General features: G+C 62.1%; 18 protein-coding genes and 1 tRNA gene. 6 read left to right on the top strand and 13 right to left on the bottom strand.

Annotation, left to right across the window (positions count from 1 at the left end; genetic code table 11):
• The first annotated feature begins 2 nt into the window (after window positions 1-2).
• Both EI28_RS00255 and EI28_RS14610 read left to right on the top strand, forming a co-directional pair.
• Window positions 3-752, top strand: coding sequence for an ABC transporter permease (locus tag EI28_RS00255; protein ID WP_048111712.1), 750 nt, complete (start codon window positions 3-5; stop codon window positions 750-752).
• A gap of 568 nt (window positions 753-1,320) precedes the next feature.
• Entirely contained in the window at window positions 1,321-2,715 is a 1,395-nt protein-coding gene (locus tag EI28_RS14610; RefSeq protein ID WP_052379617.1) for a PAS domain-containing sensor histidine kinase, read from the top strand.
• A gap of 27 nt (window positions 2,716-2,742) precedes the next feature.
• On the opposite strand, the gene cca is transcribed toward EI28_RS14610, so the two are convergent.
• The gene (gene cca / locus EI28_RS00245) at window positions 2,743-4,116 is read right to left on the bottom strand and encodes a CCA tRNA nucleotidyltransferase (RefSeq protein ID WP_048111710.1); all 1,374 of its coding nucleotides are present in this window, start codon (window positions 4,114-4,116) and stop codon (window positions 2,743-2,745) included.
• Window positions 4,113-4,652 carry an RNA 2',3'-cyclic phosphodiesterase gene (gene thpR / locus EI28_RS00240; RefSeq protein WP_048111709.1) on the bottom strand — a complete coding sequence of 180 codons (540 nt, stop codon included), beginning with the start codon at window positions 4,650-4,652 and terminating at the stop codon, window positions 4,113-4,115. Before thpR ends, cca begins: the two co-directional genes overlap by 4 nt.
• A gap of 209 nt (window positions 4,653-4,861) precedes the next feature.
• Here thpR and EI28_RS00235 point away from each other — a divergent pair, with 209 nt between their 5' ends.
• The 3 genes from EI28_RS00235 to EI28_RS00225 all read left to right on the top strand — a co-directional run bounded on the left by EI28_RS00235 (window position 4,862) and on the right by EI28_RS00225 (window position 11,317).
• Window positions 4,862-5,137: a glutaredoxin family protein gene (locus EI28_RS00235; RefSeq protein ID WP_369792227.1), complete on the top strand. Its 276-nt coding sequence runs from the start codon at window positions 4,862-4,864 to the stop codon at window positions 5,135-5,137.
• Complete coding sequence (gene nrdD / locus EI28_RS00230; protein ID WP_048111704.1) at window positions 5,134-10,191, top strand: anaerobic ribonucleoside-triphosphate reductase; 5,058 nt, start codon at window positions 5,134-5,136, stop codon at window positions 10,189-10,191. Before EI28_RS00235 ends, nrdD begins: the two co-directional genes overlap by 4 nt.
• Window positions 10,192-10,279: 88 nt before the next feature.
• Complete coding sequence (locus EI28_RS00225) at window positions 10,280-11,317, top strand: DUF1786 domain-containing protein (RefSeq protein WP_048111701.1); 1,038 nt, start codon at window positions 10,280-10,282, stop codon at window positions 11,315-11,317.
• Window positions 11,318-11,589: 272 nt separating this feature from the next.
• Here the strand turns inward: EI28_RS00225 and EI28_RS00220 are convergent, their stop codons facing one another.
• From EI28_RS00220 to EI28_RS00180, 9 genes are all read right to left on the bottom strand, one after another.
• On the bottom strand, window positions 11,590-13,059 hold the full coding sequence (locus EI28_RS00220; RefSeq protein WP_048111699.1) for a hypothetical protein: 1,470 nt from the start codon (window positions 13,057-13,059) through the stop codon (window positions 11,590-11,592).
• A 245-nt stretch (window positions 13,060-13,304) separates the two neighbouring features.
• Entirely contained in the window at window positions 13,305-13,754 is a 450-nt protein-coding gene (locus EI28_RS00215) for a NusA-like transcription termination signal-binding factor (protein WP_048111697.1), read from the bottom strand.
• A gap of 3 nt (window positions 13,755-13,757) precedes the next feature.
• Window positions 13,758-14,045: a 50S ribosomal protein L30e gene (locus EI28_RS00210; RefSeq protein ID WP_048111695.1), complete on the bottom strand. Its 288-nt coding sequence runs from the start codon at window positions 14,043-14,045 to the stop codon at window positions 13,758-13,760.
• An 11-nt stretch (window positions 14,046-14,056) separates the two neighbouring features.
• Window positions 14,057-15,217 (bottom strand): DNA-directed RNA polymerase subunit A'', encoded by a 1,161-nt coding sequence (gene rpoA2, locus EI28_RS00205; protein WP_369792226.1) that lies wholly within the window; start codon window positions 15,215-15,217, stop codon window positions 14,057-14,059.
• A gap of 8 nt (window positions 15,218-15,225) precedes the next feature.
• A complete protein-coding gene (locus tag EI28_RS00200) occupies window positions 15,226-17,874 on the bottom strand; it encodes a DNA-directed RNA polymerase subunit A' (protein ID WP_048111692.1) in 2,649 nt (882 codons plus the stop codon).
• 21 nt (window positions 17,875-17,895) lie between these two features.
• Complete coding sequence (gene rpoB, locus EI28_RS00195) at window positions 17,896-19,710, bottom strand: DNA-directed RNA polymerase subunit B (RefSeq protein WP_048111691.1); 1,815 nt, start codon at window positions 19,708-19,710, stop codon at window positions 17,896-17,898.
• A complete protein-coding gene (locus EI28_RS00190) occupies window positions 19,707-21,248 on the bottom strand; it encodes a DNA-directed RNA polymerase subunit B'' (RefSeq protein ID WP_048111690.1) in 1,542 nt (513 codons plus the stop codon). Before EI28_RS00190 ends, rpoB begins: the two co-directional genes overlap by 4 nt.
• Before the next feature lie 43 nt (window positions 21,249-21,291).
• Window positions 21,292-21,543, bottom strand: coding sequence for a DNA-directed RNA polymerase subunit H (locus tag EI28_RS00185; RefSeq protein WP_048111689.1), 252 nt, complete (start codon window positions 21,541-21,543; stop codon window positions 21,292-21,294).
• A gap of 78 nt (window positions 21,544-21,621) precedes the next feature.
• Window positions 21,622-21,695, bottom strand: a tRNA-Lys gene (locus tag EI28_RS00180).
• 258 nt (window positions 21,696-21,953) lie between these two features.
• Between EI28_RS00180 and EI28_RS00175 the strand changes: the two genes are divergently transcribed.
• A complete protein-coding gene (locus EI28_RS00175) occupies window positions 21,954-22,316 on the top strand; it encodes a phosphate-starvation-inducible PsiE family protein (RefSeq protein ID WP_231476496.1) in 363 nt (120 codons plus the stop codon).
• Window positions 22,317-22,385: 69 nt separating this feature from the next.
• On the opposite strand, the gene EI28_RS00170 is transcribed toward EI28_RS00175, so the two are convergent.
• Both EI28_RS00170 and EI28_RS00165 read right to left on the bottom strand, forming a co-directional pair.
• Window positions 22,386-23,021: a response regulator gene (locus EI28_RS00170; RefSeq protein WP_048111686.1), complete on the bottom strand. Its 636-nt coding sequence runs from the start codon at window positions 23,019-23,021 to the stop codon at window positions 22,386-22,388.
• A complete protein-coding gene (locus EI28_RS00165) occupies window positions 23,021-23,401 on the bottom strand; it encodes a roadblock/LC7 domain-containing protein (RefSeq protein ID WP_048111684.1) in 381 nt (126 codons plus the stop codon). Before EI28_RS00165 ends, EI28_RS00170 begins: the two co-directional genes overlap by 1 nt.
• Window positions 23,402-23,644 lie beyond the last annotated feature (243 nt).

Here is a 23,644-nt window from a genome sequence, read left to right as displayed (position 1 = left end):
GCGTGGATATCGTCTATACCATCTGGCTGCGCAACGTCAAGCGCTACCTCCGCTCAAAGAGCAGGATCGTCGGCAGCCTCGGGATGCCCCTCTTCTTCATGCTGGTGCTCGGGTTCGGGCTGAACTCGATCGTCCGGATTCCCGGCATGGAGGAAGGTTACCTGGAGTTCATCATTCCCGGCATCGTGGCGATGAGCGTCCTCTTCACCTCGGTCTTTTCAGGGATCCAGATCATCTGGGACAAACAGTTCGGGTTTCTGAAAGAGACGCTCGTCGCCCCGGTCTCGCGGCTCGAGATCATGATCGGCCAGACGCTCGGGGGAGCGACGACGGCGGTCATCCAGGGGCTGATCCTGATGGTGTTCGCGCTCTTCATCGGGCTCCAGCCCGCCGGCATCGCCGGGTTCCTGGTCGCCGTCGGGTTCATGGCGCTGATCGGCGTGACCTTCACCGCGTTCGGGATCGCGATTGCATCGAGGATGGAGGACATGCACGGTTTCCAGCTCATCATGAACTTCGTGATCTTCCCGATCTTCGGGCTTTCCGGGGCGCTCTTCCCCATCAACAGCCTGCCCGGCTGGCTCCGGCCGCTGACGCTTGCCGACCCCCTGACCTACGGCGTCGAGGGGATCCGTTACGGCCTCTCGGGCACCGCCCAGGTTCACCCGCTCGCGAGCCTCGCCGTCATGGCCGCCTGCGCCGTGCTCATGACCGTCGCCGGGGCATACCTCTTCCGGAAGATCAGCATCTGAGGGGCAGGTGCCGGAGGGGGGTTCCCCTTCCCTGGCGGCCTGCCCGGCGCATACCCGATCCCGACTGCGATGATCGGAACGGGGGGTAACAGAAGCAATCTGCGATGGAGGGCAGGCGTCCATCCTCAAGAGGGACAGGAAGACGGCGGTGGCGGGTGCCCGGTTGATCAGGAGAGAGGACCTGAGGGCGGGAAGGGGAGAATCCAGGTTAGACACCCAAAATCAACGAGTTTAATGTGTTTTGCCGTATCTATCCCGAAACATAGTACTTCAACGTAATATACGGATCGGAAACGCACGGGTACCGGGCTGGCGCAACGGTTATTTCCAGGAGAATGGTGTGAGCGTCCGCACAGTCGGGGAAGATTTATTGTATCGTGGGGGAGAATGCAATCGGCAATCGGGCTGCTGCAGTTGCTCAGGCTCCGGCCGTTGTATGCGGAAACCGGCCGGCCAAAGAGAGTTTCCGACCGCTGGTTTCACCAGGCGCGGCATTGCACGAAACCCCCGCAGACCGGGGTTACCGCAGCATGCAGCAGATCCCGTCCCGCATCTGCCCGGGGTGCGTATGAGCAAGGAGTCCCAGCCAGTCAACCTCTACCTCACGCTTGGAAAGGTGGGCGTATTCGCATTCGTCCTGATGAGTGTCTACCAGTCCATGAAGGACTACTTCTACCCGAACATGACGCTCGCGGAATCGCACATGCATACCGTCCTCTTCACCACCCTGCTGGCCGTGACCGCCGCTTACTTCGTCTTTCGCAAACAGCAGACTCTCCTTCTAATGCTGACCGCCGAAGCAAACGAGCGCAGGGTGACCGGAGAGGCCCTGCAAAAGAGCGAGGAGAAGTTCCGCTCCATCGTGGAGATGGCAAACGAGGGCATCCTCCAGATAGACAGCCGCTATATGACCACCTACGCCAACCGCACCATGGCCGGCATGCTCGGGTATTCGGTCGAGGAGATGCTCGGCCGGCCGCTAACCGACTTCCTGTTTGCCGAGGAACTCAGCGCGCACCGGAACCGCATGGCGGCAAGAGAGCAGGGCCTCGACGGCAGGTACGAGTGCCGTCTCAGGCACCGGGACGGCAGCGCACGCTGGGTGCTGGTCTCCGCAACCGCCAGGAAGGACGAGGACGGCAGGTTCGCCGGATCGTTTGCCATGTATACCGATATCACCGAGCGAAAGCGGACAGAGGAAGCGCTCCAGCACCACACAGAAGACCTTGCCCGGCTCCACCGACAACTCGACAGTGCGAACCGCGAGGCGAACCTCTACCTGGACATCCTCACGCACGACATCCGCAACACCGAGAATGTCGCGAACCTCTACACCGATCTGCTCATCGAGACCCTGGACGGCGATTCACGGACGTACGTGGAGAAACTCCAGCGGAGTATCAGAAAGAGCATCGAGATCCTGGGCAACGTCTCGACAATCCGGCGAATCCACCAGCCGTCCGGCGGGCACAAGCGCGTGGACCTGGACGCGGTTATCCGCGATGAGATCGCACAGTTCCCCGAAATTGCCATCCATTACGAGGCGGTCGACCGCCAGGTGCTGGCCGATGACCTCCTCTCAGAGGTCTTTTCTAACCTCATCGGCAACGCCGTCAAGTTCGGCGGGTCCGGCGTCGAGATTACCGTCCGCGTGGAAGACGAAGACGGGTTCGTCCGGGTCTCGGTCGAGGATACCGGCCCGGGGGTTCCGGACGATCAGAAGCGCGAGATCTTCCACCGCTACGAGAAGAGGAGGAGAGGCGTCGGCGAAGGGCTCGGCCTCTTCCTCGTGCAGGTGCTCATCGAACGTTACGGCGGCCGGATCTGGGTGGACGACCGGGTGCCGGGCACCACGGAAGCGGGGGCAGCGTTTCGGTTCACGCTGCAAAAAGCCGTCCGGGACGACCCGGGGGCTCCAGCCGATGGCGACGTGCAGGGGTGCAGGGTTCCCCTGATCGGTTGAGAGACGCCGGAGCGGCCCGGCAGGCCCTTACTTCCCCGTCAGCCTCTTGATCCTCGCAAGCGGCGATGCCCGGTCGAGGAACCTGGAGACAAAGACGGCAAACTCCTCGTCCCAGCACTCCGCACCGGCCTTCACCGTCCAGCCCTGCTTCATCGAGCGGCGGACGTGCTTGCCGAGCGCGACGTCAAAGAGCGCCTTCGACCGCAGGAGGTCGACGGCCCGGGTGTACCGGCGCGGGAGTTCGACCACGTAGCGGCCGTCCTCCACGTAGGGGCCGGCGAAGACCTCTTCCCGGACGTACTTCTCGAGGAACTTCTCGGCGTTCTCCCGTGCCGAGAGCGGCGGGCCGATATGCCGGCGCATCACCGGGACGGTATCGGCCATCAGCTCGAAGAGGAGCATGCACCGTTCTTTTCCCATGCAGACGTCGATGCGGCTCGCCGGAAACCCGCTCCGCTCCAGGAGTTCCCGGATCGATTCGGCGGATTTCCTGAGCTGGGGGACCACCGTATCGGGGGTGTATTCCGGCGTTGCAAACGTGAAAGAGAAGAGGTGCGTCCCCCGCGCGGAGAGGAGACGGGCGAAGACCTCCCGGGTGAGCGGCGGGGAGGGGGGCCGGCAGAAGAACGTCTCCGACGGCTCGGCGAGGTAGCCGCGGGCGAGTTCCACGAACTCGAACATCCGCGAGAGCGAGAGCGCCGCCGCCACGTTCCTCTCCGGGTCGACCGGATCGATGACGACGAGCGGGTCCTCGAACTCCTTCGTCCCGTGCCTCTCGATGTCGATCACCTCCCCGGGCTTCCAGCAGGCGGCGGCGCGAAGAAGCGGGTGGAACCCCCCGTAATAGATCGTCAGGATCTCGCAGAGGTAACCGGAGAACCCTTCGGTCATGTGGTCCGAGCCGTAGACCCCGCCCGACTTCGTAAACTGCTTGAAGAGGAGGACGTCGTCGGCGTAGCCGCCGATGTGGCCGAGGATGTAGCGGGTGTGAAACGGCGTCCGGTCCACGGCGCTCTTGATCTCGGTGGCGCTCGCAACGGCGTAGCAGGGGACGAGATCGATGTCCAACGAATCGATCGTCGCGTTGACGTAGGGGTGCTCCGCGTACTTCTCGCGCCAGGTCGCACCGAACTCCTCCGCGATCCGGTGCGCGAGGGCCAGACCTTCCTCCTGCAGCTCCTCCCGGGAGAGAGCGGGATCGAAGAGCATGAAGACGTCGAGATCCCGGTCGCCCCGGACGAAGGTGTCGCGGGCGACCGAGCCCACCATCATCGCCTTCGCCTTTCCCGAACGCTCCACCGCCTCGATCAGTTGTTCTCCCATCGTACGGACGTAGGTCCGCTCTTCTGGCGTGGGGCGGATCCTGTTGAGCACCTCTTCCTCGCATGGGCACCGGGTCAAAACGCGACCTCCGCAAGATCTTCGTAGATCGAACCGCGGGGCGTCAGCGTGCTCTTCTTGAGTTTGATCGCGGTTACCCGGCAGGTCCCGAGCGGCTCGCGCGGGGTGGATGCCGCCTCCCGACACTGCGAGGAGTGGAACTCTTTTACCCGGGCAAGCGTCACGTGGGGGCGGAAAGGACGCGTCTCCCGGGGGAACCCGAGCGGTGCAAGGAGAGCATCCACCTGCCGGGCGAGGGCGGCGCTCTCCCCGCCGTCCGTGACGTCGCACCAGATCACCCGCGGTTTCCGCGGCGGATTGCAGACCGCATGACCGACCGTCAGGCTGAAGGGGTCGGCCCGGACAGCCCGGAGCGCCTCGACGACCGGATCGACCTGCGCCGGATCGACCTCCCCGAGGAACTTCACCGTGAGATGGAGGTTTGCGGGGTCGACGATGGCGAGCCGCCCGGACGACCGTCTCAGGATCTCCTGGAATTCGCGGGCGCGCTCCCGGATCTCCTCCGGCAGATCGATTGCAACGAACGTCCTGACCATACTACCGTACTATCGTGCTTCACCCTACAAAATGATGATTGTCCGGCCGGGACGCAAGCGATAGAACGTAGCGGAAGACGCCGGAGGAAGAAGCCCGGTGCAAGTTTTCCCCCCGATGCACACCCGGATGAGAAGCAGCGTTCCGTACTGAATGAGATCTGTTATAACCGAACAGGACGAAAACAATAATGACCGACTAATCCGGGGGTATTATCATTTCCGATACAACGCAATTCACTGTATACACACTGGAATTCTGCCCGAATTGCGAAATACTCAAAGAGTTCCTGGCCTCCAGGGGCGTTCATTTCGTTGAATGCGACATGACATCAGCCGAGGCGCTGACCGAACTTCGCATGAACGGCGTATTCGTTCAGGAAGCGCCGGTCCTGCAGAAGGGCGACGCATTCTATACATCCGCCGATCTCTTCGGCGGAGGCGCGTTCCAGGAACACCTTGTCGCCGACCTGATCGCGGGGGCATGAGGTTGACTCGCAAGTCGACACAGGCAACTCTATTCGGGGAGTTCGTCCCGACGTTCCCAAAGGTCCGAACCTCCCGCGGCTACCTCCTCGACTGGAACCGGAACAGGATCGTCAAACAGATCCTGGAGGAGAGCCAGCTCGTGGAGACCTTCTACGGATACGAGGGGGCCGACGAAGAGACGGCGAAGGATATTGCCCGGCGGGTCGAGAAGAAGATCCAGATGCTGGGCCTCCAGTCGCTCTCCGGCCCCCTCATCCGCGAGATCGTCAACATGACGCTCCTTGAGCGCGGCCTCGTCCCCTACCGCAACGTCTGCACCCGGGTGGGAACCCCGGTCTTCGACGCGCACCTCATCGACGTGGGGCGCGGGTTCGAGGCGCACGACAACGCCAACCTCCAGGAGAACGCCGAGACATCCCACAAGAAGAAGGCGGACAAGATCAGCAAGGAGCAGTACCTCCTGCAGCTCCCCCCGGACCTTGCGGACCACCACCTCCGCGGCGATCTCCACATCCACGACCTGGAGTACTTCGGGACCCGCCCGTTTTGCATCGATGGGAGCACGGTCATACCAGTGCGGTTGAACAACCGGATTCGGAGCATCCGCCCCGATGAACTCCCGATCAAGGGCGACGAATGGCATCCGGATGACCTCTCCGCGCTAACGCCGAAGGGCTGGCGGCGAGTATTAAAGGTGACACGTCGGCGGGTGAATTCCGGCGAGATGCTCAGGATCCGGACGTCGGGAGGACGCACGCTGATGGTCACCGGCGAGCACCGGATCCCGGTGCGGACAGGAGACGGCATGATCATCCGCCGCGCCGACGAAGTACGCGCCAGGGACGCTCTCTACAGGATCTCCGCGGCCGACACCCTCCGCGGGGAGACGATCGAATCGATCGATCTCGTCCGGGAGTTATCCGCATCGGTTCCGACCGAATTTCTCGAGAACGTCTACGTCCGCGGTGCTGAAGAGATCTTTGCCGACGTGGTACGGAGCGGGAGGGCCGTCTCATACACCGACATATCGCGCGAGCTCGGCGTCGAGCACCAGAAACAGTGGTATACGCGCGGGATTATGCCGGTCGCGCTCTTCGAAGCCTTCTGCAACCGCTACGGCATCGAGGATTATGCCGGGGTCACCGTCGGGGTCACCGGGAGCGAGCACGAACTGCCCGCTCTCCTTGCGCTTACGCCTGAAATCGTCCGGCTCCTCGGGTTCTTCGTCTCCGAGGGCAATTACAACGCCGCCCCGGCGATCGGACAGTACAACCTCGCGATAACCGAGAACCACCAGGCGCCCGCGATCCAGGCCGCGGCATGCGCTGCCCTGAACACCTACGCGACCATCGCCGGCGGCGCTCCCGACACCACGACCATCTACGGGGTCGAGGTGGAACGCAACCGGGCGCTACAGGTCTACTTCGGCGGCAAAGCGGCCTACCTGCTCTTCCGCTACGTCTTCGGCATCCCGGAGGGCGCAGCAGGAAAACGCCTCCCCTGGATCGTCTACCATCTCGACGACGTCCTCCTCCACGAGTTCCTCTCCGCCCTCTTCACCGGGGATGGTTCGGCATACTATCGCCCGGAGAAGTCGGACTGCATCGTCAACTATACCACTGCATCACCGGCGCTCCGGCAGGAACTCTCGCTCCTGCTCACCTCGCTTGGGATGGCGCCGCATATCGTCGAACTCTACGAAGAGGAAGAGCGGCGGACGCTCTACCGGCTCCAGCTCAACGGCCGGCGGAACATCGAGGCGTTCGCCCGGTACGCCACATTCCTTGATTCGCGACAGGACCACATCGACAGGTTCCTCTCCGCGGTAAAGGAAGGACGGAACACGGAACGAGAGGAGACCGTTGTCAAGGTCGCTCCGGTAGAGCCCACCGGCGCGTACGTCTACGACCTCTTCCTCGACGGCGACGGGAACGAGGAGAGCCACACGTTCTATGCATCCGACGGCCTTCTCATCCACAACTGCCAGGATTGGGACCTGCGCTACTTCCTCTACTACGGCCTGATGCCTGATGGGAACGGGACGAAGGCCTCGGTCGCCGGCCCCGCGAAGAGGGCCGAGGTGGCGGTCCTCCACGCGGTCAAGGCGCTCGGCTCCGCCCAGACGAACTTCGCCGGCGGCCAGGGCTACTACAACTTCCTCACGTTCATGGCGCCCTTCTTCGAGGGGATGGACTACGAGGAGATCAAGCAGCTGATGCAGATGTTCGTTTACGAGATGACCCAGATGATGGTCGCCCGCGGCGGCCAGGTGGTCTTCTCGTCGGTCCAGCTCTCCCCGGGCGTCCCCACCCTCTGGAAGGACAAGCCCTGCGTCTACCGCGGCAAGGTCTGGAACGGAGAACAGGCACCGCTCCGGACCTACAACGAGTTCGAGCGGGAGGTCCGGCTCCTCTTCAAGGCGCTGATGGAGGTGATGCTCGAGGGGGACTACTGGGGCAAGCCCTTCTCCTTCCCGAAACCCGAGATCAGCATCGAGCCCGACTTCCTTAACGAGGACGAGGAGTTCAACCGCGAGCACCCCGACCTCCCGACCTACCAGGACCTCTACCTGATGACGTTCGAACTCGCGTCCAAGTACGGCACCCCCTACTACGACAACCAGATCCCCCCCTACCGGGGCGCCGGCGAGGGGATCTCCTGTTACCAGTGCCTGGCGGGCGACGAACTGGTTCCCATCGTGGACTCGAACGGCAGAACCCGGATCCGGAAGATCAGCGATCTCTTTGAAGATACGGCCGCAGAAGACAGGGAGATAGATCCATACGGCACGGAGTTTGCCCCTCTCTACGCAAAGACCCCGAGTGCCGATGTCGTGGGTATGACGGCAACGCTGCGCCCCTTCCGCGGGGTCATGCGAAAGAAGCACACGGGAGAGATGCTCCGCATCACCCTCGAATCCGGCCGCCGGATCACCGTCACGCCGGATCACCCGGTCTTCACCCTTGCTGAAGGAAGATTCACGAAGACAGCGGCACGAAACCTCAGTACCGGGGACTACCTCCCGGTGATCAGGACCGCCGAGTTCGGGAGCACCCCGGCGAGAGAACTCAACGTAGCAGAAACGCTTTGCGCCGCCGGATATGCCGGCGAGATCGTGCTCCGGGACGGGGAAGTGAACATCCGGAACGCGAAGAATCGTGGCCTGCCCCGGATTCTTCCCGTAACAAAGGAGTTCGTCAGGTTCCTCGGCTACTACCTCGCGGAGGGATGCAGCGATACCAGCGGACGGCGGTATACGGTAAGGCTTTCGTTCGGGAAGCACGAAGAAGGCCTTATCAAGGACGCTGCAGCGTGCATCAAAGGCTTCCTTGACTATGAGCCGCTGATCTCCGACGAGGCCACAGCCGTCAACGTCACCGTCAACAGCAAACTCCTCTATCTCCTCCTTGACGCAATCGGCTGCGGGAAGTGTGCTGCCGAGAAGAACGTACCGGATCTGCTCTTCGACGTCGACAGGGAACTGGTAGGCACTTACCTCGATGCCGCGTTCCGCGGTGACGGCAACATCAGCGTCCAGGCAGGGCAGCAGGGGTCGTACGTCCACCACGCAAGGGGCATCCGTATAAAACTGGTGTCGCGGAACGCAGTTCAGAAACTGGTCTGGCTCGCGCAACGTATCGGTGTCCAGGCGAACTATCTCGAACAGGAGACGACCGTCACGCACCCCCAGACCGGCGAGCCGTACCCCCTCACCGCTTACACCTGCACGATCACGGCCCAGGACCAGATCCGCCGCTTCGCCCATGAGACCGGCTACGGCATAGCGGCAGCCGCCGGATCGTCGCGACAGACCGGAGGGATCTTCACCCGCCTCCCGATAGAAGCAAGCGGGCTCCAGTACACCGGACTCGTCTACGCAAGCCAGTATGCCTCTTCGGGCCATCATAGCGCGCAGGTCTCCCTTATACGACCGGAGGCACAGACCGGAGATGTCGAACGGCTCATCAACGGCGACCTCCACCCGGTTCGCATACGGTCTATCGAGAGACTGCCCTACGACGGCTACGTTTACGATCTCGTGGATGTCGCCGACACCCACACCTTTACAAACGCGCTCGGCATCGTGACCGGGAACTGTTGTGCCTACCAGTTCTCCTCACTCGCCGACGAGGACGACGAGTTCGAGGACAAACTCTACTTCCGGGAAGGGAAGCACTTCTCGATGGGGTCATGGATGGTGATGTCCATCAACTGCCCGCGGGCGGCGTACAAGGCGGAAGGCGACCAGGAACGGCTCTTTGCCGAACTGAAGGCGCTCATGGATATCGCCGTCGAACTCTTCCGGATCAAGCGCCGCTGGATGTCTCACATCCGGACAAACGGCCGGATGCCGTTTGCGATGCAGCGCCCGAAGGACCCGAACACCAGCGAACGCGGCGCGGTTGCCGTGGATCTCGAGGGGCTCGTCTACACCATCGGTGTCGTCGGCGTCAACGAGATGGTGCAGCACTTCACCGGCCACCAGCTCCATGAGTCGCGCGACGCGTTCCGTCTCGCCGTCCGGGCAATGACCGAACTCGAGATGTACGCCCGTGAACTCTCGAAGAAGCACAACATGACGATCGCCCTCGCCCGCACCCCGGCGGAGACGACAGGCCAGCGGTTCGCGGTCGCGGACCTCCTCGACGAGCGGTTCCGCGACCACGCCATCCGGGTCGTCAAGGGCGACGCCGATGCGGCGCTCGATACGCTCGGCACGACGCTCGACCTCCCCATCTACTATACCAACGGGACCCATGTCGCCCCGGGAGCCCCCGTTCCGCTCACGAAACGGATCGAGATCGAGCACATCTTCTTCCCCATCGTGGACGGCGGAAACATCTTCCACGTATGGCTCGGGGAGGCGCGCCCCGACCCCCGCGGGCTGATGGAGATGGCGATGAACCTCTGCCGGACGACGCAGATCGGCTACTTCGCCTTCACCCGCGACCTGACGGTCTCCCTGAAAGAGTACCGGGAGTTCAAGCCGGCACGCACGGATAAGGCGACGACGGCCGGAATCAACCCGGTTGCCGATCAGGCAGGTGCCTGACCGGGATCATACCTTTTTTTGGTTCGCCGGGAAGACTCAGTTAGGAACCGCCCGGCATGACACCGCGGCGACATGCAAGAGGCCATCCATGATCGACCTGAAAACAACATTACTCGCCATCGATGTCGGCAGGGGTACCCAGGACATCCTGGTCTACGAGCCCGGCCGCTCGATCGAGAACAGCATCAAACTGGTCCTCCCCTCCCCGACCGTGGTGGCGGCGGCGAAGATCCGGGAGGCGACCCGGGCGGGGCGCCCGGTCTTCCTGGACGGGTACCTGATGGGCGGCGGCGCGAACACCGGCGCGATACGGAAGCATCTGGCGGCAGGTTTGCCCGTTTACGCCACGACAGAGGCCGCTCTTACCCTCCACGACGACCCGGAACGGGTGCGGGCGCTTGGAGTTGAGATCCGCGCCACCCCCCCGGGAGACGCGGCGGTCGTCCGCACCACCGACTACATGGAACCGGAACTCAGGCAGGCGCTCTCCCTCTTCGGCGTGGACTACCCACAGAACGTGGCGATAGCAGTCCAGGACCACGGCTACTCGCCGCACCGGAGCAACCGCATCCATCGGTTCGAACTGATGCGGGAGCGGCTGGACGCCGGGGACTGGGACCTCCTCTCGCTCGCGAGCGACCCGCCGCTCGCCGATATGACCCGGATGCAGGCCGTCCTGAGCCAGGCACCGGGAGCGTTCGTCACCGACACCGGACCGGCCGCCCTCATCGGGGCGCTCTGCGACCCGCAGGTTCGGCGCATGGCAAAGACCGGGGTGACCCTCGTCAACGCCGGGAACGGGCACACCCTCTGCTTCACCCTGAAGGGGCAGGAGATCCACGGCCTCTTCGAGCACCACACCGGCGCGCTCGATCCTGCGAAACTTCAGCACTACATCCGGCAGCTCGCCGACGGCACGCTGACCTCGGAAGAGGTCTTCGACGACGGGGGGCACGGGGCGGCGGTCAGAAAGCCCCTCGCCGCCGGTGCCGTGGCGGTCACGGGCCCGAACCGGCTCAGGCTGCTGCCGGAGGCCTACCAGGCGGCGCCATTCGGGGACATGATGCTCTCGGGGTGCTTCGGGCTCGCGTATCTCTGGAAGAGGTTCAGAGAACCGACGCTCTGAAAGAGCGGAGGTTGAGAAAACGCGAAGCGTTTTCGAGCGGCGACGCGTGCCCCGCTAGGGGCAGGCGGAGGTCGAGCACCGTCAGGTGCGAAGGCGATGCTCTGAAAGAGCGGAGGTTGAGAAAACGCGAAGCGTTTTCGAGCGGCGATGCGTGCCCCGCTAGGGGCAGGCGGAGGTCGAGCACCGTCAGGTGCGAAGGCGATGCTCTGAAAGAGCGGAGGTTGATCGGGCGTCCAGACAGGAACAGGGGAAAAGGAGTGCCCCGCCTCCACTCACGAAGCACGTTCCTGGTTCATCCCGAACAGGCCCTCGAAGAACTCCACGATCTGGTCGAATATCGACGGCGAGGGCGCGGACTGCGCTCCACCCGCGCCCCCTCCTTCCAGGTCGTAAACAGCCGCGATCTCTTCTTTCCCAAGGGTGCTCAGGGCCTCGAGATCCCCGACCGCCGCGGCAACGATCGCATCGTGATCGACGCCCCGCGCCCACGCCCCGGCCATCGTCTCCGACGGACTGAGCATCGAGTTCTCGACGCCCGAAAGCGCGTAGAGTCCGGGGAGGGAAGACACCTCCGCCGTTTCCGCGCTCCCGTCGCGCCGGATTGCAAGCACCGGGTCGGAGAAGCCCGATGAAGGCACCTCCTGGTCGCCGGCAAGAGCGTATGCCTGGAAGGCGAAGAGGTTGGGGTTCGACGTCAGGTTGGTGACCAGCCGCTCCTCGGGGAGGGTGAGGTTCGCAAGCGTCAGCCTCCCGGTGCGGGTGACGACCGAGAACTCCCAGACGCCGCGCTCCCCGTCCCCGAGGGTCCGAAACTCACGGGTCCGCGTGATCTCATAGACCCCGGTCTCGTCCGGGGGCGGCACCAGGACGACGTAGGCGGGGTTCTCCTCCGTGATCGTCACGTTCCTGGCCTCGACCGTCACGGTGACGGTGAATCTCTCCCCCTCTAAGACCGCCCGCGGGTGCCGGCCGCCGAGAAGCATCGCCGGGTCGAGCAGCCAGTCAAGATTCGCGATCTCCACCCCGCTCCGGGTGAGGGCGACATCTTCGGGCGTCCGGTCGAGGAGCACACCGATACCCCTGACGAAGAGACCGTCGCGCGGTACGGCGGCGGCGGACGGTATCCCGGTCTCGTTCTCCCCGGAGGTGTACGGCAACCCGGGATTGACGATCTGATGGCCGCTCTGGACCAGCGGCCGGTCGTGAGAATAGTGCGCTTTCGCCATCGTCGCGCTCGGTCGCGGCGGGGCATACCGCTCGAGAGTCGGTACCGGGCTTTCATCCTCCTCATCGTCATCGGAGTCGTCGACGTATTCGGTGGTGGTTGTTGCGTTCAGGGACGGCTCTTCCGCCGGTATCTCCTCTGTTTCCGCATCTCCGGTCTCGTTGCCGTTCGCAACCGTCCCCCCGGCAAACTGCGACAGGGTCGTTATAGCCGGAGACGGCGTAGAGGTTGCCGGAGTCGTCTCCGTCGGCTCCCGGGTCTCCAACTCCTCTTCGGCTGGAGGCGTGGCCTCTCCGGTTATCAGGATCTCGGGCTCCTTCTGTGCTGCGGTCTTCTCCTCCGACTCTTCAGGCGCCGGGCCCTCCGCAGGCGTGACCGGCACTTTATTAACGGCGGGCTTCTCGCCCGGTGCATCGACGGTGCCGTTCTCGTCGGAGCCGGCGAGAGCGGATGTGAGAAGGCCGGCCATAACGATACAGAGCACCAGAGCCCCGACAATGAGAAGAAATCCCTTCAACGGCACTCCCCCCGGTATCCGGGAACTCCGCGCACCCTGTTCGCCGGTTCTGCCGTAGGTGGCGCAGGCTTCACTATCCGGGCGGGGACTCGGTTCATGTGAGTCTCATGGAGCGCATACCGGTATAAATAATTTCCGGGCAGGAGCGCGCTCGAAACCTCCCCCGCAAATCGCCCCCGGGAGAACCGGTCACCTACCGCCCCGGGATACCCCGGGATGTCGCCGGATTACTGCAAAAAAGGTGTTCAGGCAGTCTCGTCCTGCACCAGCTGGACATCGGCGATGTCGTGCTGGCGCTGTGCGAGTACTTTTGCCTTGAAGATATTCTTCCCCGCTTTGCCGATGGCAAGGCCCCGGTCCTCGTCCCGGACCTCGATAAGGGCGACCTGCTGATCCTCCTCGTTCGTGTCGAAGTCGATGCCGGTGACCTGGGCGGGCAGGAAGCAGTTCCGGAGGAACTGGCCCGGGTCCGCGGAGTATTCCACGACCTCGATGCGCTTCCCCATCACGTCGGAAGCCTTCTTGATGCTCGACCCGCTCTTGCCGATGGCGAGTCCCATATCGCCGGGATTGATCACGAAGATGATCCGCTCGTTGCGGTTATCGACGATGCAATCGCGGCTGCCTGCGCCGGTAAGGCTCTCGAACTGGGAGATGAGGCGCATGCACTCCTCAGTCAGCGTAACCTGTGGCATCGTCTACACTCTCGCAGCATTCAGGATATCGGATTCTCCTGGCTCGACCACGGCGAGCGCACTGACGACGTACGGCCTGCCGCAGGCTTTCCCGAGCTGGACACTCGAGCCTTCGTAAACGTAGACAGGGGTATCGATCTCATTCACGAGATTTTTAACGGATTCCGGGCTGTTCCTGGCAACCACGACAAGTTTGGCCTTGCCTGACTCGATGGATTCCCGGGTCTTGTTTCGCCCGAGGAACACGGTACCAGTCTTCACGGCTTTGCGTAGCGAAGCATTAAAGTCCATTATGATTTCTCCTAGATTTTCAGGTTTATGGGTTTTGCGATGAGTTTCACATCACCGGTGCCAAGCTGGATAGGCTGGCCCACGATCACGTTCTCGGTGACGCCGTTTAATTCGTCCACCTCGTTCGCGATTGCAGCATCCAGCAGATGGTTGACCGTCACTTCGAATGCAGCCCGGGAAAGGACACTCTCCTTCTCGCCAGCAATACCGTGCCGGCCGATCTGCTTGACCTCGCCTTCCATGCACATCATATCTGCGACAAGCATGATATGACGGACATCGACGCCGATACCCTGTTCGTTCAGGGTACTTAAGGCCTCCTGGATGATTGCATTCCGGCCGGCCTCGATACCGAGCACATCGGCGATCTCGCTGATGTTGTTGCTCCGGGTGCGGGAGGTATCGACTCCTTCGACTTCGAAGACATCTTTTAGGTTGGAGCCCTCAGTATAAAGGATATACTCTCCACCCTCCTTTCTGACGACGACCCGCTCGATATCGTCGATGCCCTGGACGATGACGTGCCTGACGTGTTCCGCGAGCTGGAAGAGGTTCTGGTAACTCTCCCGGTTCTTCGGGGTGAACGTGAGCGAGGCCCTCTTCGGGTCCCCCTCGACGTCAAAGTCGCGGAAGTGCCGCTTTTCGCGGATCTTCCTCGGCGCCGTCTCGAGGATCTCGTCGATCGAGATCTTTCGCCGGTCGCAGACCGCCTTGTTTAGCATGACGAGAACCTGCATGTTCTCCATGTCGATGGTGATATCCCCGAACTCATGGAGCGGCGCGGCCTCGATCTGCCAGCTCACCTCACGGGCGCGGTCACGGTTGAACGCCCAGTCGTCCAGCAGGTGGATCGCCATCGTGGGGGTGCTCGGCTCGCGCCGGGCGTCCATGATCTCGATCAGGCGGGGGAGACCGAGGGTAACGTTGATCTCGGCCACACCCGCGTAGTGGAACGTACGCATCGTCATCTGGGTGCCGGGCTCGCCGATCGACTGCGCCGCCACGACTCCGACCGCCTCGCAGGGCTCGATCCGGCTCTTCTGATACTCCGAAAAGACCATCTCGAGGATCTGCTCGAACTGCTCCTCGGTGACATCCTGATCCGCGAGAGTTGCTTTGAGGTCCTCCCGCGTCCGGTAAGGCAGCTCGAGGGTATCGATCCGCTGCTCCATGTCGCTGTTCATTTGACCTCCTCCTTTAGCACGCTCTCGACGATGCCCTTCACGTCCACCGGGGCGCCGTAACTGCTTCTCCCGGGGTCGGTTCCGTCCTCGCCGTAGCGGAACTGGATGATCCGGCCACCCGTCGTCCGGACGGTGCCGTCGTACGCCACCTTGAGATCCTGCAGGGCGTTGATCATCCGCCGCTGGAGGTACCCGCTCTGCGACGTCCTGACCGCCGTGTCCACAAGACCCTCACGCCCGCCGATGGCGTGGAAGAAGAACTCGGTGGGGGAAAGACCGCTCTTGTAACTGTTGGTGATGAACCCGTGCGCTTCCGCACCGCGCTCGTTCCGCCTGAAGTGCGGCAGCGTCCGGTCCTCGTAGCCACGCATGATCCGCTCGCCACGGACGGACTGCTGTCCGAGACATCCGGCCATCTGCGTCAGGTTCAGCATCGACCCACGGGCGCCGGAGACCGCCATCACCACGGCACTGTTGTCCATCCCGAGGTGCCGGCCGGCAATCTCACCGGTGCGGTCACGGGCCTTGCCGAGCACCTGCATGATCTGCATCTCGAGCGTCTCTTCAAGCGTCCGGCCCGGCATCGGTTCGAGCTGTCCCTCGTTGTAGATCTTGATCCGGCGGTCGACGTCGCTGATGGCGGTATTGAGCACCTCGTCGATCTGGCCGTACTCCGTCCGGGTCAGGTCTTCGTCGTCGATACCGAACGAGAACCCTTCGAGCATGATGCCCCGGATCGAGAGCTTGGTCACGTCGTCGATGAACCGGGCAGCCCGCTTCATGCCGTGCTGCCTGATGATCCGGTGCAGGATCTGACCGTCGAACGCACCGATCCCCTTCTTGTCGATGGTTCCGGAGATCAGGTTCCCGTTGATGATCCGGACGAACGCATCGTTCTCACACATCTCACGGCGGCAGGTCTCGCAGTTCTGGCACGACGAGGCCTTGAAGACCATGTTCAGGTCGTCGGGGAGAACGAGCGAGAAAACCTGCTTGTTCGTCCAGAGGGGGTTGCCGTTCTCGTCCATCCGGTCCGGCTCGGGCAGGTGCTCGATATCCAGGTGCTGGGTGAGGTAGAGTGTCTCTTCCTTGCTGAAGTGGCGGACGGTATGCGTCAGGAGGAAGATGCCCGAGATGTGGTCGTGAATACCACCGATGATCGGGCCGCCGGTCCTCGGCGAGAGGATGTTCGACGACACCGAGACCAGGATCTCGGCCTCGGCCCGCGCCTCCTCGGTCTGCGGGATATGCAGGTTCATCTCGTCGCCGTCGAAGTCGGCGTTGTAGGGCGGGCAGACGGCCGGGTTCAGCCGGAACGTCTTTCCGTCCATCACGACGACCCGGTGGGCCATGATGCTCATCCGGTGCAGCGAGGGCTGCCGGTTGAAGAGAACGATATCGTTATCCTTTAACTGCCGCTCCACCGTCCAGCCCGGCTCGATCATCTCCGCGACCGTTTCGAGGTTCGCCTCGGACAGGCGCATCCTCCGGTTGTCCGGCCGAATAGCGTAGTTTGCGCCGCAGGGCGACCGGATGGTAGGGCGTTCGGGGCCGTTTAAGATGTACTGCCGCATCTCCTCGAGGTTGAACTGGGTCACCCGGATCGGGAGCGTCATCTCGTTTGCGATGGCGAGCGGTATCCCGACCTCGCCGATGGAGAGGTTCGGGTCGGGAGAGATGACCGTACGGGCCGAGAAATTGACACGCTTACCCGAGAGCGAGCCGCGGAACCGGCCTTCTTTCCCCTTGAGACGCTGCGACAGGGTCTTTAGGGGCCGACCGCTCCGGTGCCGGGCAGGCGGGCACCCCGCCACCTCGTTGTCGAGGTAGGTGGTGACATGGTACTGCAGGAGTTCCCAGAGATCCTCGATGATCAGCTGGGGCGCACCGGCGTCCTGGTTCTCCTTGAACCGCTGGTTGATCCTGATGATGTCCACGAGCTTGTGGGTCAGGTCGTCCTCGGATCGCTGCCCGTTCTCGAGGATGATCGAGGGCCGCATCGTGACCGGCGGGACCGGGAGGACGGTGAGGATCGTCCATTCCGGGCGCGCGACATCCGGGTTGACCCCGAGAGCCCGGAGATCGTCGTCCGGGATCCGCTCGAGACGCGCCCGGATATCGGCCGGGGTCAGCTTGTGCTCGACTTTGCGCCCGTCTTCCACGAAGACCTCGGAGAAGGTGGTGGGTTTCTCGAAGTTGATCTTGAGCTGCTGCTCCCCGCAGTGGGGGCAGACCCGCTCTTTCTTGATATCTTTCTCGGAGACGATCTCGCCCGCGAGCTCGCTGTCCTCGTGGCCGATGATCTTTTCGACCTCCTCGGACGTCATCAGCAGCCGGGAGCACGACCTGCAGGTCACCCGCAGGAGTTTCCGGATCAGCCGGGTGTAGCCGACGTGAATGACGGGCTTCGCGAGCTCGATGTGCCCGAAGTGGCCCGGACAGTCGGCCGCCTTCTGGTCGCAGGTCTTGCACCGGAGACCGGGGTCGATGACGCCCAGGTTCAGGTCCATCAGGCCCTGCGGGTAGGGGAACCCGTCGTCGTCATAGGTGTCCGCCCAGATGATCTTTCGAACACTCATCTTGCGGATCTCCTTCGGGGAGAAGAGCCCGAACTCGATCCTTCCAACACGTTTTGGACTGGTCATAGTTTGATTGTGCCCCCTCTCTTACACCATATCGTCGAGTCTCAGGCGGGGAGCGATGCCCATGCTCTTCATCTCGTCGAGGAGGAGCTTGAATGCGTAGCTCATCTCGACCGGGTAGATATCAGTCTCACTGCCGCAGGCAAGGCACCGCGTCACCTTCCTCTTCCTATCAACCATCGCCACCATGCCGCACTTCGCACAGACCCACTGGGTCACCTTGTCCGACTCGTCGAGGAGACGCTCTTTGAGGGCCATCGCCGCGCCGTGGCCGATCATCACGTCCCGCTCCATCTCACCGAACCGGAGACCGCCCTCGCGGGCACGCCCTTCGGTCGGCTGGCGGGTGAGCACCTGCACGGGGCCGCGCGACCGCGCGTGCATCTTGCTCGATACCATGTGGTAGAGTTTCTGGTAGTAGATGACGCCGATGTAGATATCGGCCGCAAACTGCCGGCCGGTGATACCGTCGTACATGACTTCGCGGCCGTTGTGCGAAAAACCGAGTTCTTTGAGTGAACTCCGCAGAGCCGTCTCGCGTTCGCCGCGGAACGCGGTCGCGTTGATCCGGTGCCCTTCGAGCGAGCCGACCTTGCCGCCCAGCATCTCGAGCATGTGCCCGATGGTCATACGGCTCGGGACGGCGTGGGGGTTGATGATCAGGTCGGGCGTCATGCCCGACTCGGTGAACGGCATATCCGCCGAAGGCTGAATCAGCCCGATGACGCCCTTCTGACCGTGCCGGGACGCGAACTTGTCGCCGACCTCCGGCACCCGGAGATCTCGGGTCCGGACCTTCACCAGGCGCGAGGAGTTCTCGCCCTCGGTGATGATGACGGTGTCCACGATGCCGTGCTCGTTGCTCCGCATCGTGACCGAGGTGTCGCGCCTCTTTTCGACGGCGATGAGCTCGCTCGTCGGCTCTTCGAGGAACCGGGGCGGAGAAGTCTTCCCGATCAGCACGTCCTTCTCGCGGACGACCGTCTCGGGATTGATGACGCCGTCGATGTCCAGGTTCGCGTAGAACTCGGCACCGTGCGCGCCGGAGACCTCTTCGTCCGGGATCTCGATCCGGTCGACCTGGCCGCCGGGGTATCGCCGCTCTTCGCCGTCGTAGGTGCGGAAGAAGTGCGAACGTCCGAGGCCGCGGTCGATGGATGCCTTGTTGATGATGAGCGCATCCTCAATGTTGAACCCTTCATACGAGATGATGGCGACGACGAAGTTCTGGCCCGCGGGCCGATCGTCGGAGCCGATCACGTCGGATGTCTGGGTGAAGGTGAGCGGCTTCTGGCCGTAGTGGAGCATGTGCCCCCGGGTGTCGGGGCGGAGTTTCATGTTCGATGCCCCGAAGCCGAGCGCCTGCTTGACCATCCCGGCGCCCATGGTGACACGGGGACTGGCATTGTGCTCGGGGAACGGGACGTGCGCCGCACCGATACCCAGGATGAGGGAGGGATCGATCTCGAGATGCGTGTGCTCGGGAGTGAGGTCCGCCTCATTGATGGCGATGAAGAGGTCTTCCTCCTCTTCGGCGTCGACGAACTCGATCGCGCCCTTCCGCACCACGTCCTCGAAGATTGTCTCGCCGTTTCGGAGACGCTCGATGTCGTCGTCGGTTACCTGCGGCACACCGTCCCTGACCACGATCAGCGGCCGGCGTGCCCTGCCGCGATCGGTATGGATGATGACGTCGTTGTTGAATTCCTTGTAGGATACATTGACCTCGGAGGAGATCTCGCCGCGCCGGCGCATTTCGCGCATCCGCTCGACCAGTTCCCGCGGGTCGTCCACAAGCCCGATAAGGGCTCCGTCGACGAAGACACGTGACTGTCTCATGCCGTCTCTCTCCGGAGGGCGATGACGCCCATATCGTACAGAATGTTCTTCACTTCCTCTTCGTTGATTACGCCCTTGCTGATCTCGACCATCTGGGCGAAGTTCTTCACCAGTCCACAATTCGGACCCTCAGGTGTCTCGCTCGGACAGATCCGCCCCCACTGGGTGGGGTGCAGGTCACGGGCCTCGAAGTGAGGCTGCGAGCGGGAGAGCGGGGAGATCACACGGCGAAGGTGCGAGAGCACCGCCATGTGATCCACCCGGTCGAGGAGCTGCGAGACGCCGGTGCGCCCGCCCACCCAGTTGCCGGTGGCAAGCGGGTGCAGCAGCCGCTCGGTCAGGACGTCCGCGCGCACGGCGGTCCCGATCGAGAGATCGCGGTGACGCATGCTGGCGCGCTCGAGTTGGTACTTCACGTCGCGCGTCAAACGGTTGAGCGATATCCGGAAGAGGTCTTCCATCAGGTCGCCTGCAAGTTTCAACCGCTTGTTCGAGTAATGGTCCTTGTCGTCGATCCGGCGCCGATCGAGCACCAGGTCGAAACAGGCCTCGGCCATGCGGCCGAGGAAGTGCGCCTTTGCGAGGCGGACGCCTTCGACTGCCGCCCGGTAGCCGGGATCCTCTTCTTTCAGGCCCACCGGCATCAGGTAGTTCAAGTGCGGCAGGAGGTAGTTGTCGAGGACGAACTCCGCACGTTTCCGCTGGTAGTCCCGCGTCTGGTTGGGTGCGAGTTTCTTGCCCACATACATGACGCCGTCGTCGACGGTGTCGCACTCGCTCTCTTCCAGGTTCTGCATCATGAAGGTGAGGATCTCCTCGTCGGTGGAGACCGCCTCCACGATGTCGTGGTCGCCCTGCAGCCCCAGCGACCGCATCAGGTCGACGAAGCGGAGGTGCCCGGCGACCGAGGGGAACGAGACCTCGAGCAGGTTCTTCCTGTTCCGCTCGACGATCACGAGCGCGCGGTAGCCCCGGTACTGCGAGAAGACCTTCGCTACGTAGATCCGCTCGTTGTAGCGCTCGGTGAACTCGGTCATGATCTTGTTCGAGGCGAGATCCTCGAGCGTCATCAGCACCCGTTCCGTGCCGTTGACGACGAAATAGCCACCGGGATCGAGAGGGTCTTCGCCGTGCTCGATCCGCTCGGCGTCGCTCATGTTGTAGAGGTTGCAGGCGGCCGAGCCCACCATCACCGGCAACTGCCCGATGATGGTGACGATCGGGTCCTGCGCTTCTTCGCCCTGGACAAGCGTCATCTCGAGTTGAATGGGTGCCGCATACGTGAGGTTTCTCAGGCGCGCCTCGCTCGGGAAGAGTTCGGACTGCGATCCGTCCGCCTCACGGACAAGAGGTTTCTTCACCTCGACCTTGCCCAGTTCAACCCATACGGCCTCCTTTCCCTTCCCGCGGGTCTCGATATCGGTCTCGATGATGCGCTGCTCGTCGACGACTTTCTGAAGGTTGTGCAGGAGGAAATTGTTATAAGAGTCTAACTGGTGGCGCGCTACGTGCTCCCGCGCAAAATATGCTCTCGACAAAACACTTCTGTCTAACAGATGGATCAGCTCCCGGCCTCTGAATTTATTTCTTCGGTCTCTTCACAACGAGCCTGTAGGCTTCGGCTCTGCCCGCGGTGCGACTGTCGCGAATGATCCGGATGACGTTCCCGACCTCGCCACCGATAGTCTTCACTGCAGGATCGTCGTGGTAGATTTTCGGCAATTGCTCTAGAGTTATATGGTACGTCGCAAGAAGGTCGGCGACCTCTTCTTCGCCCATAATTTGATGGTCCGGAACCATCTCATGGTTGAGTACGTCAAGTGAAGTCCCCATCACCTACACCTCACCGACGAAAAAGTTGCGTATCAGATACATCACCTTGTTAAAATCCATAGACATCGCCCATGGCAACGGGCCCAAGGGGATTTGAACCCCCGACCACCTGGTTAAAAGCCAGGCGCTCTACCTAACTGAGCTATAGGCCCCGCGCGTACTGCCATCCAGCATTATTACAATGCGAGAATAGTATAAATAACTTACTTGCAGGCGTATCATATCATTCGCAGTCTAACGATATAAACCTTTCAATTATCAACCCACTGCAGACTTACCGGAATGTTTAATGCTCCTCGGACATCCCGTCTATATACGTATTTCCCGGATCAGGGTGCCCCATGATTCCTTCCAAATCCCATGCAGATAAGGCCATATCAGCAATATCATGGGTAACGCTGAGCATATACATGCTCATCGCCGTCTCGCTCTCCCTGCTCGCGATATTCTCGTTCTACGACGTCATTCTCCAGGTAGTAGCGCTCGTTCACGCCGAAGACATGACACAGGGCATACTCGGGGTGCTGCACGCGCTCCTCCTGACCCTCATCATCGTGGAGATCCTGGAGACGGTGACGGCGTATTTCAGGACAAACAGAGTGCTCGTGACGCCGATCCTGATTGCAGGCATCACCGCAATGGTGCGGCGGGTGCTGACCTTCGGGGTCGAACCCCTCGAACCCGTCGATATCGGGATGACACTCGTGGCGATCCTCGTGCTGACGATCGCGATCGTCTATATCGGGAAGCAGGAACGCGTGGATAGCCGCTAGGGGCGGGAGCAGCGACCCGAAACGATACCGGATGGGGCGCAAAAATCCTGATTTTGAGAGCGAGGACGATCAGCGCGCCACGAAGAGCTCGTCAAACTGGGTGCGAACCTGATTCAGCCGTTCTTCCTGAATCTTGATGCTCGCCGCCATGCTCTTTATGGCCCTCGTGATATCCTCGCCCATGCCCGCCCGGGCATCTTTGATGCTGTAGGTGGTCTCAAGAATCTTTAAGAGGCGGCGGTTGATATCGACACTCTTTGCGAGACGTTCGTACTCGTCGACGAGCTGCGAGTCCACGCCGGCTTCGCGCGCCCGCTCGATGTCGGCGGCGATGGAGTGCCGGCGGGCCAGCACGTGCTCGATGGCCTCATAGAGCTGGTGATGGGTGGTGGGCTTGAGGATATAGTCCTCGATGTAGGAACCGTATTCGTTCGCCTCCTCGGGCGTGAGGGGTTTTGCGGTCAGCATGAGGACGGGGATATCCTGCGTTGCAGGGTTGGCCTTGATCCGCTCAAGCGTCTCCCAGCCGTCCATCGGTTCCATCATGATATCCAGAAGGATCAGGTCGGGAGGGGTCGCATTCAGGGCCTCAAGACACTCCTCGCCACTGAAGGCGGTGATCGGCCGATAGCCGCCACGCTCCAGCATGGTAACAAAAACATCGACGATCATGGGGCTATCGTCGACAACCAGTATCGTATACATCATGCCTCCTCCTCTCCGATCCTGACTGCTATGTCCAATAACTGTCTCTGTACGGTTGGTAGATCCGCTGACTTATCAATTACCGCCGCGATCAGGGCGGCCTCCCCGACACTCACGATGAGGATTGTAGCGTCGGCCGAGGCAACGGCGACCAGGAACGGTCGCTCTACATCGACGCTGCCGCAGGCCGCCTCTGCCGATGCGAGGATCGTTGCAGACATCGCTGCAAAAAGCGACGACGTGAGGTCACCTTCCGGGAAGTGTTTACCCAAAATTCTGCCATCACTGGATACGAGAGCGCATGCGGCAACACCGACAACGGACCGGACCTCATCGATGTGCCTTTGGGCACTCTCTTCCATGAAGGGATGACGGCTCATCAGATTAACCCCGAGATATCTCACTGAGGTATCTGCGTCGCATCATATATGAATATCGAATCTGCATTGCATCGAACCGATTTGCCAACTCGCATTTACCACGCTCAATAGGGAATCGCAGCCCCTGAAACGAAGAACTCCTGTTGCCGCAACACGACCGGGCCGCGATATAATCGTGAAATTCGGCCATAAAAATGGATCCAGACATTTTCCATTCGGGCTTTTCCGAGAAAAAGTATTTCC

The organism is Methanoculleus sp. MH98A (assembly GCF_000691865.1).
GTDB lineage: Archaea > Halobacteriota > Methanomicrobia > Methanomicrobiales > Methanoculleaceae > Methanoculleus.
The sequence above is the reverse complement of the archived record's forward strand: the minus strand, read 5'-3'. Positions and strand labels throughout refer to the sequence as shown.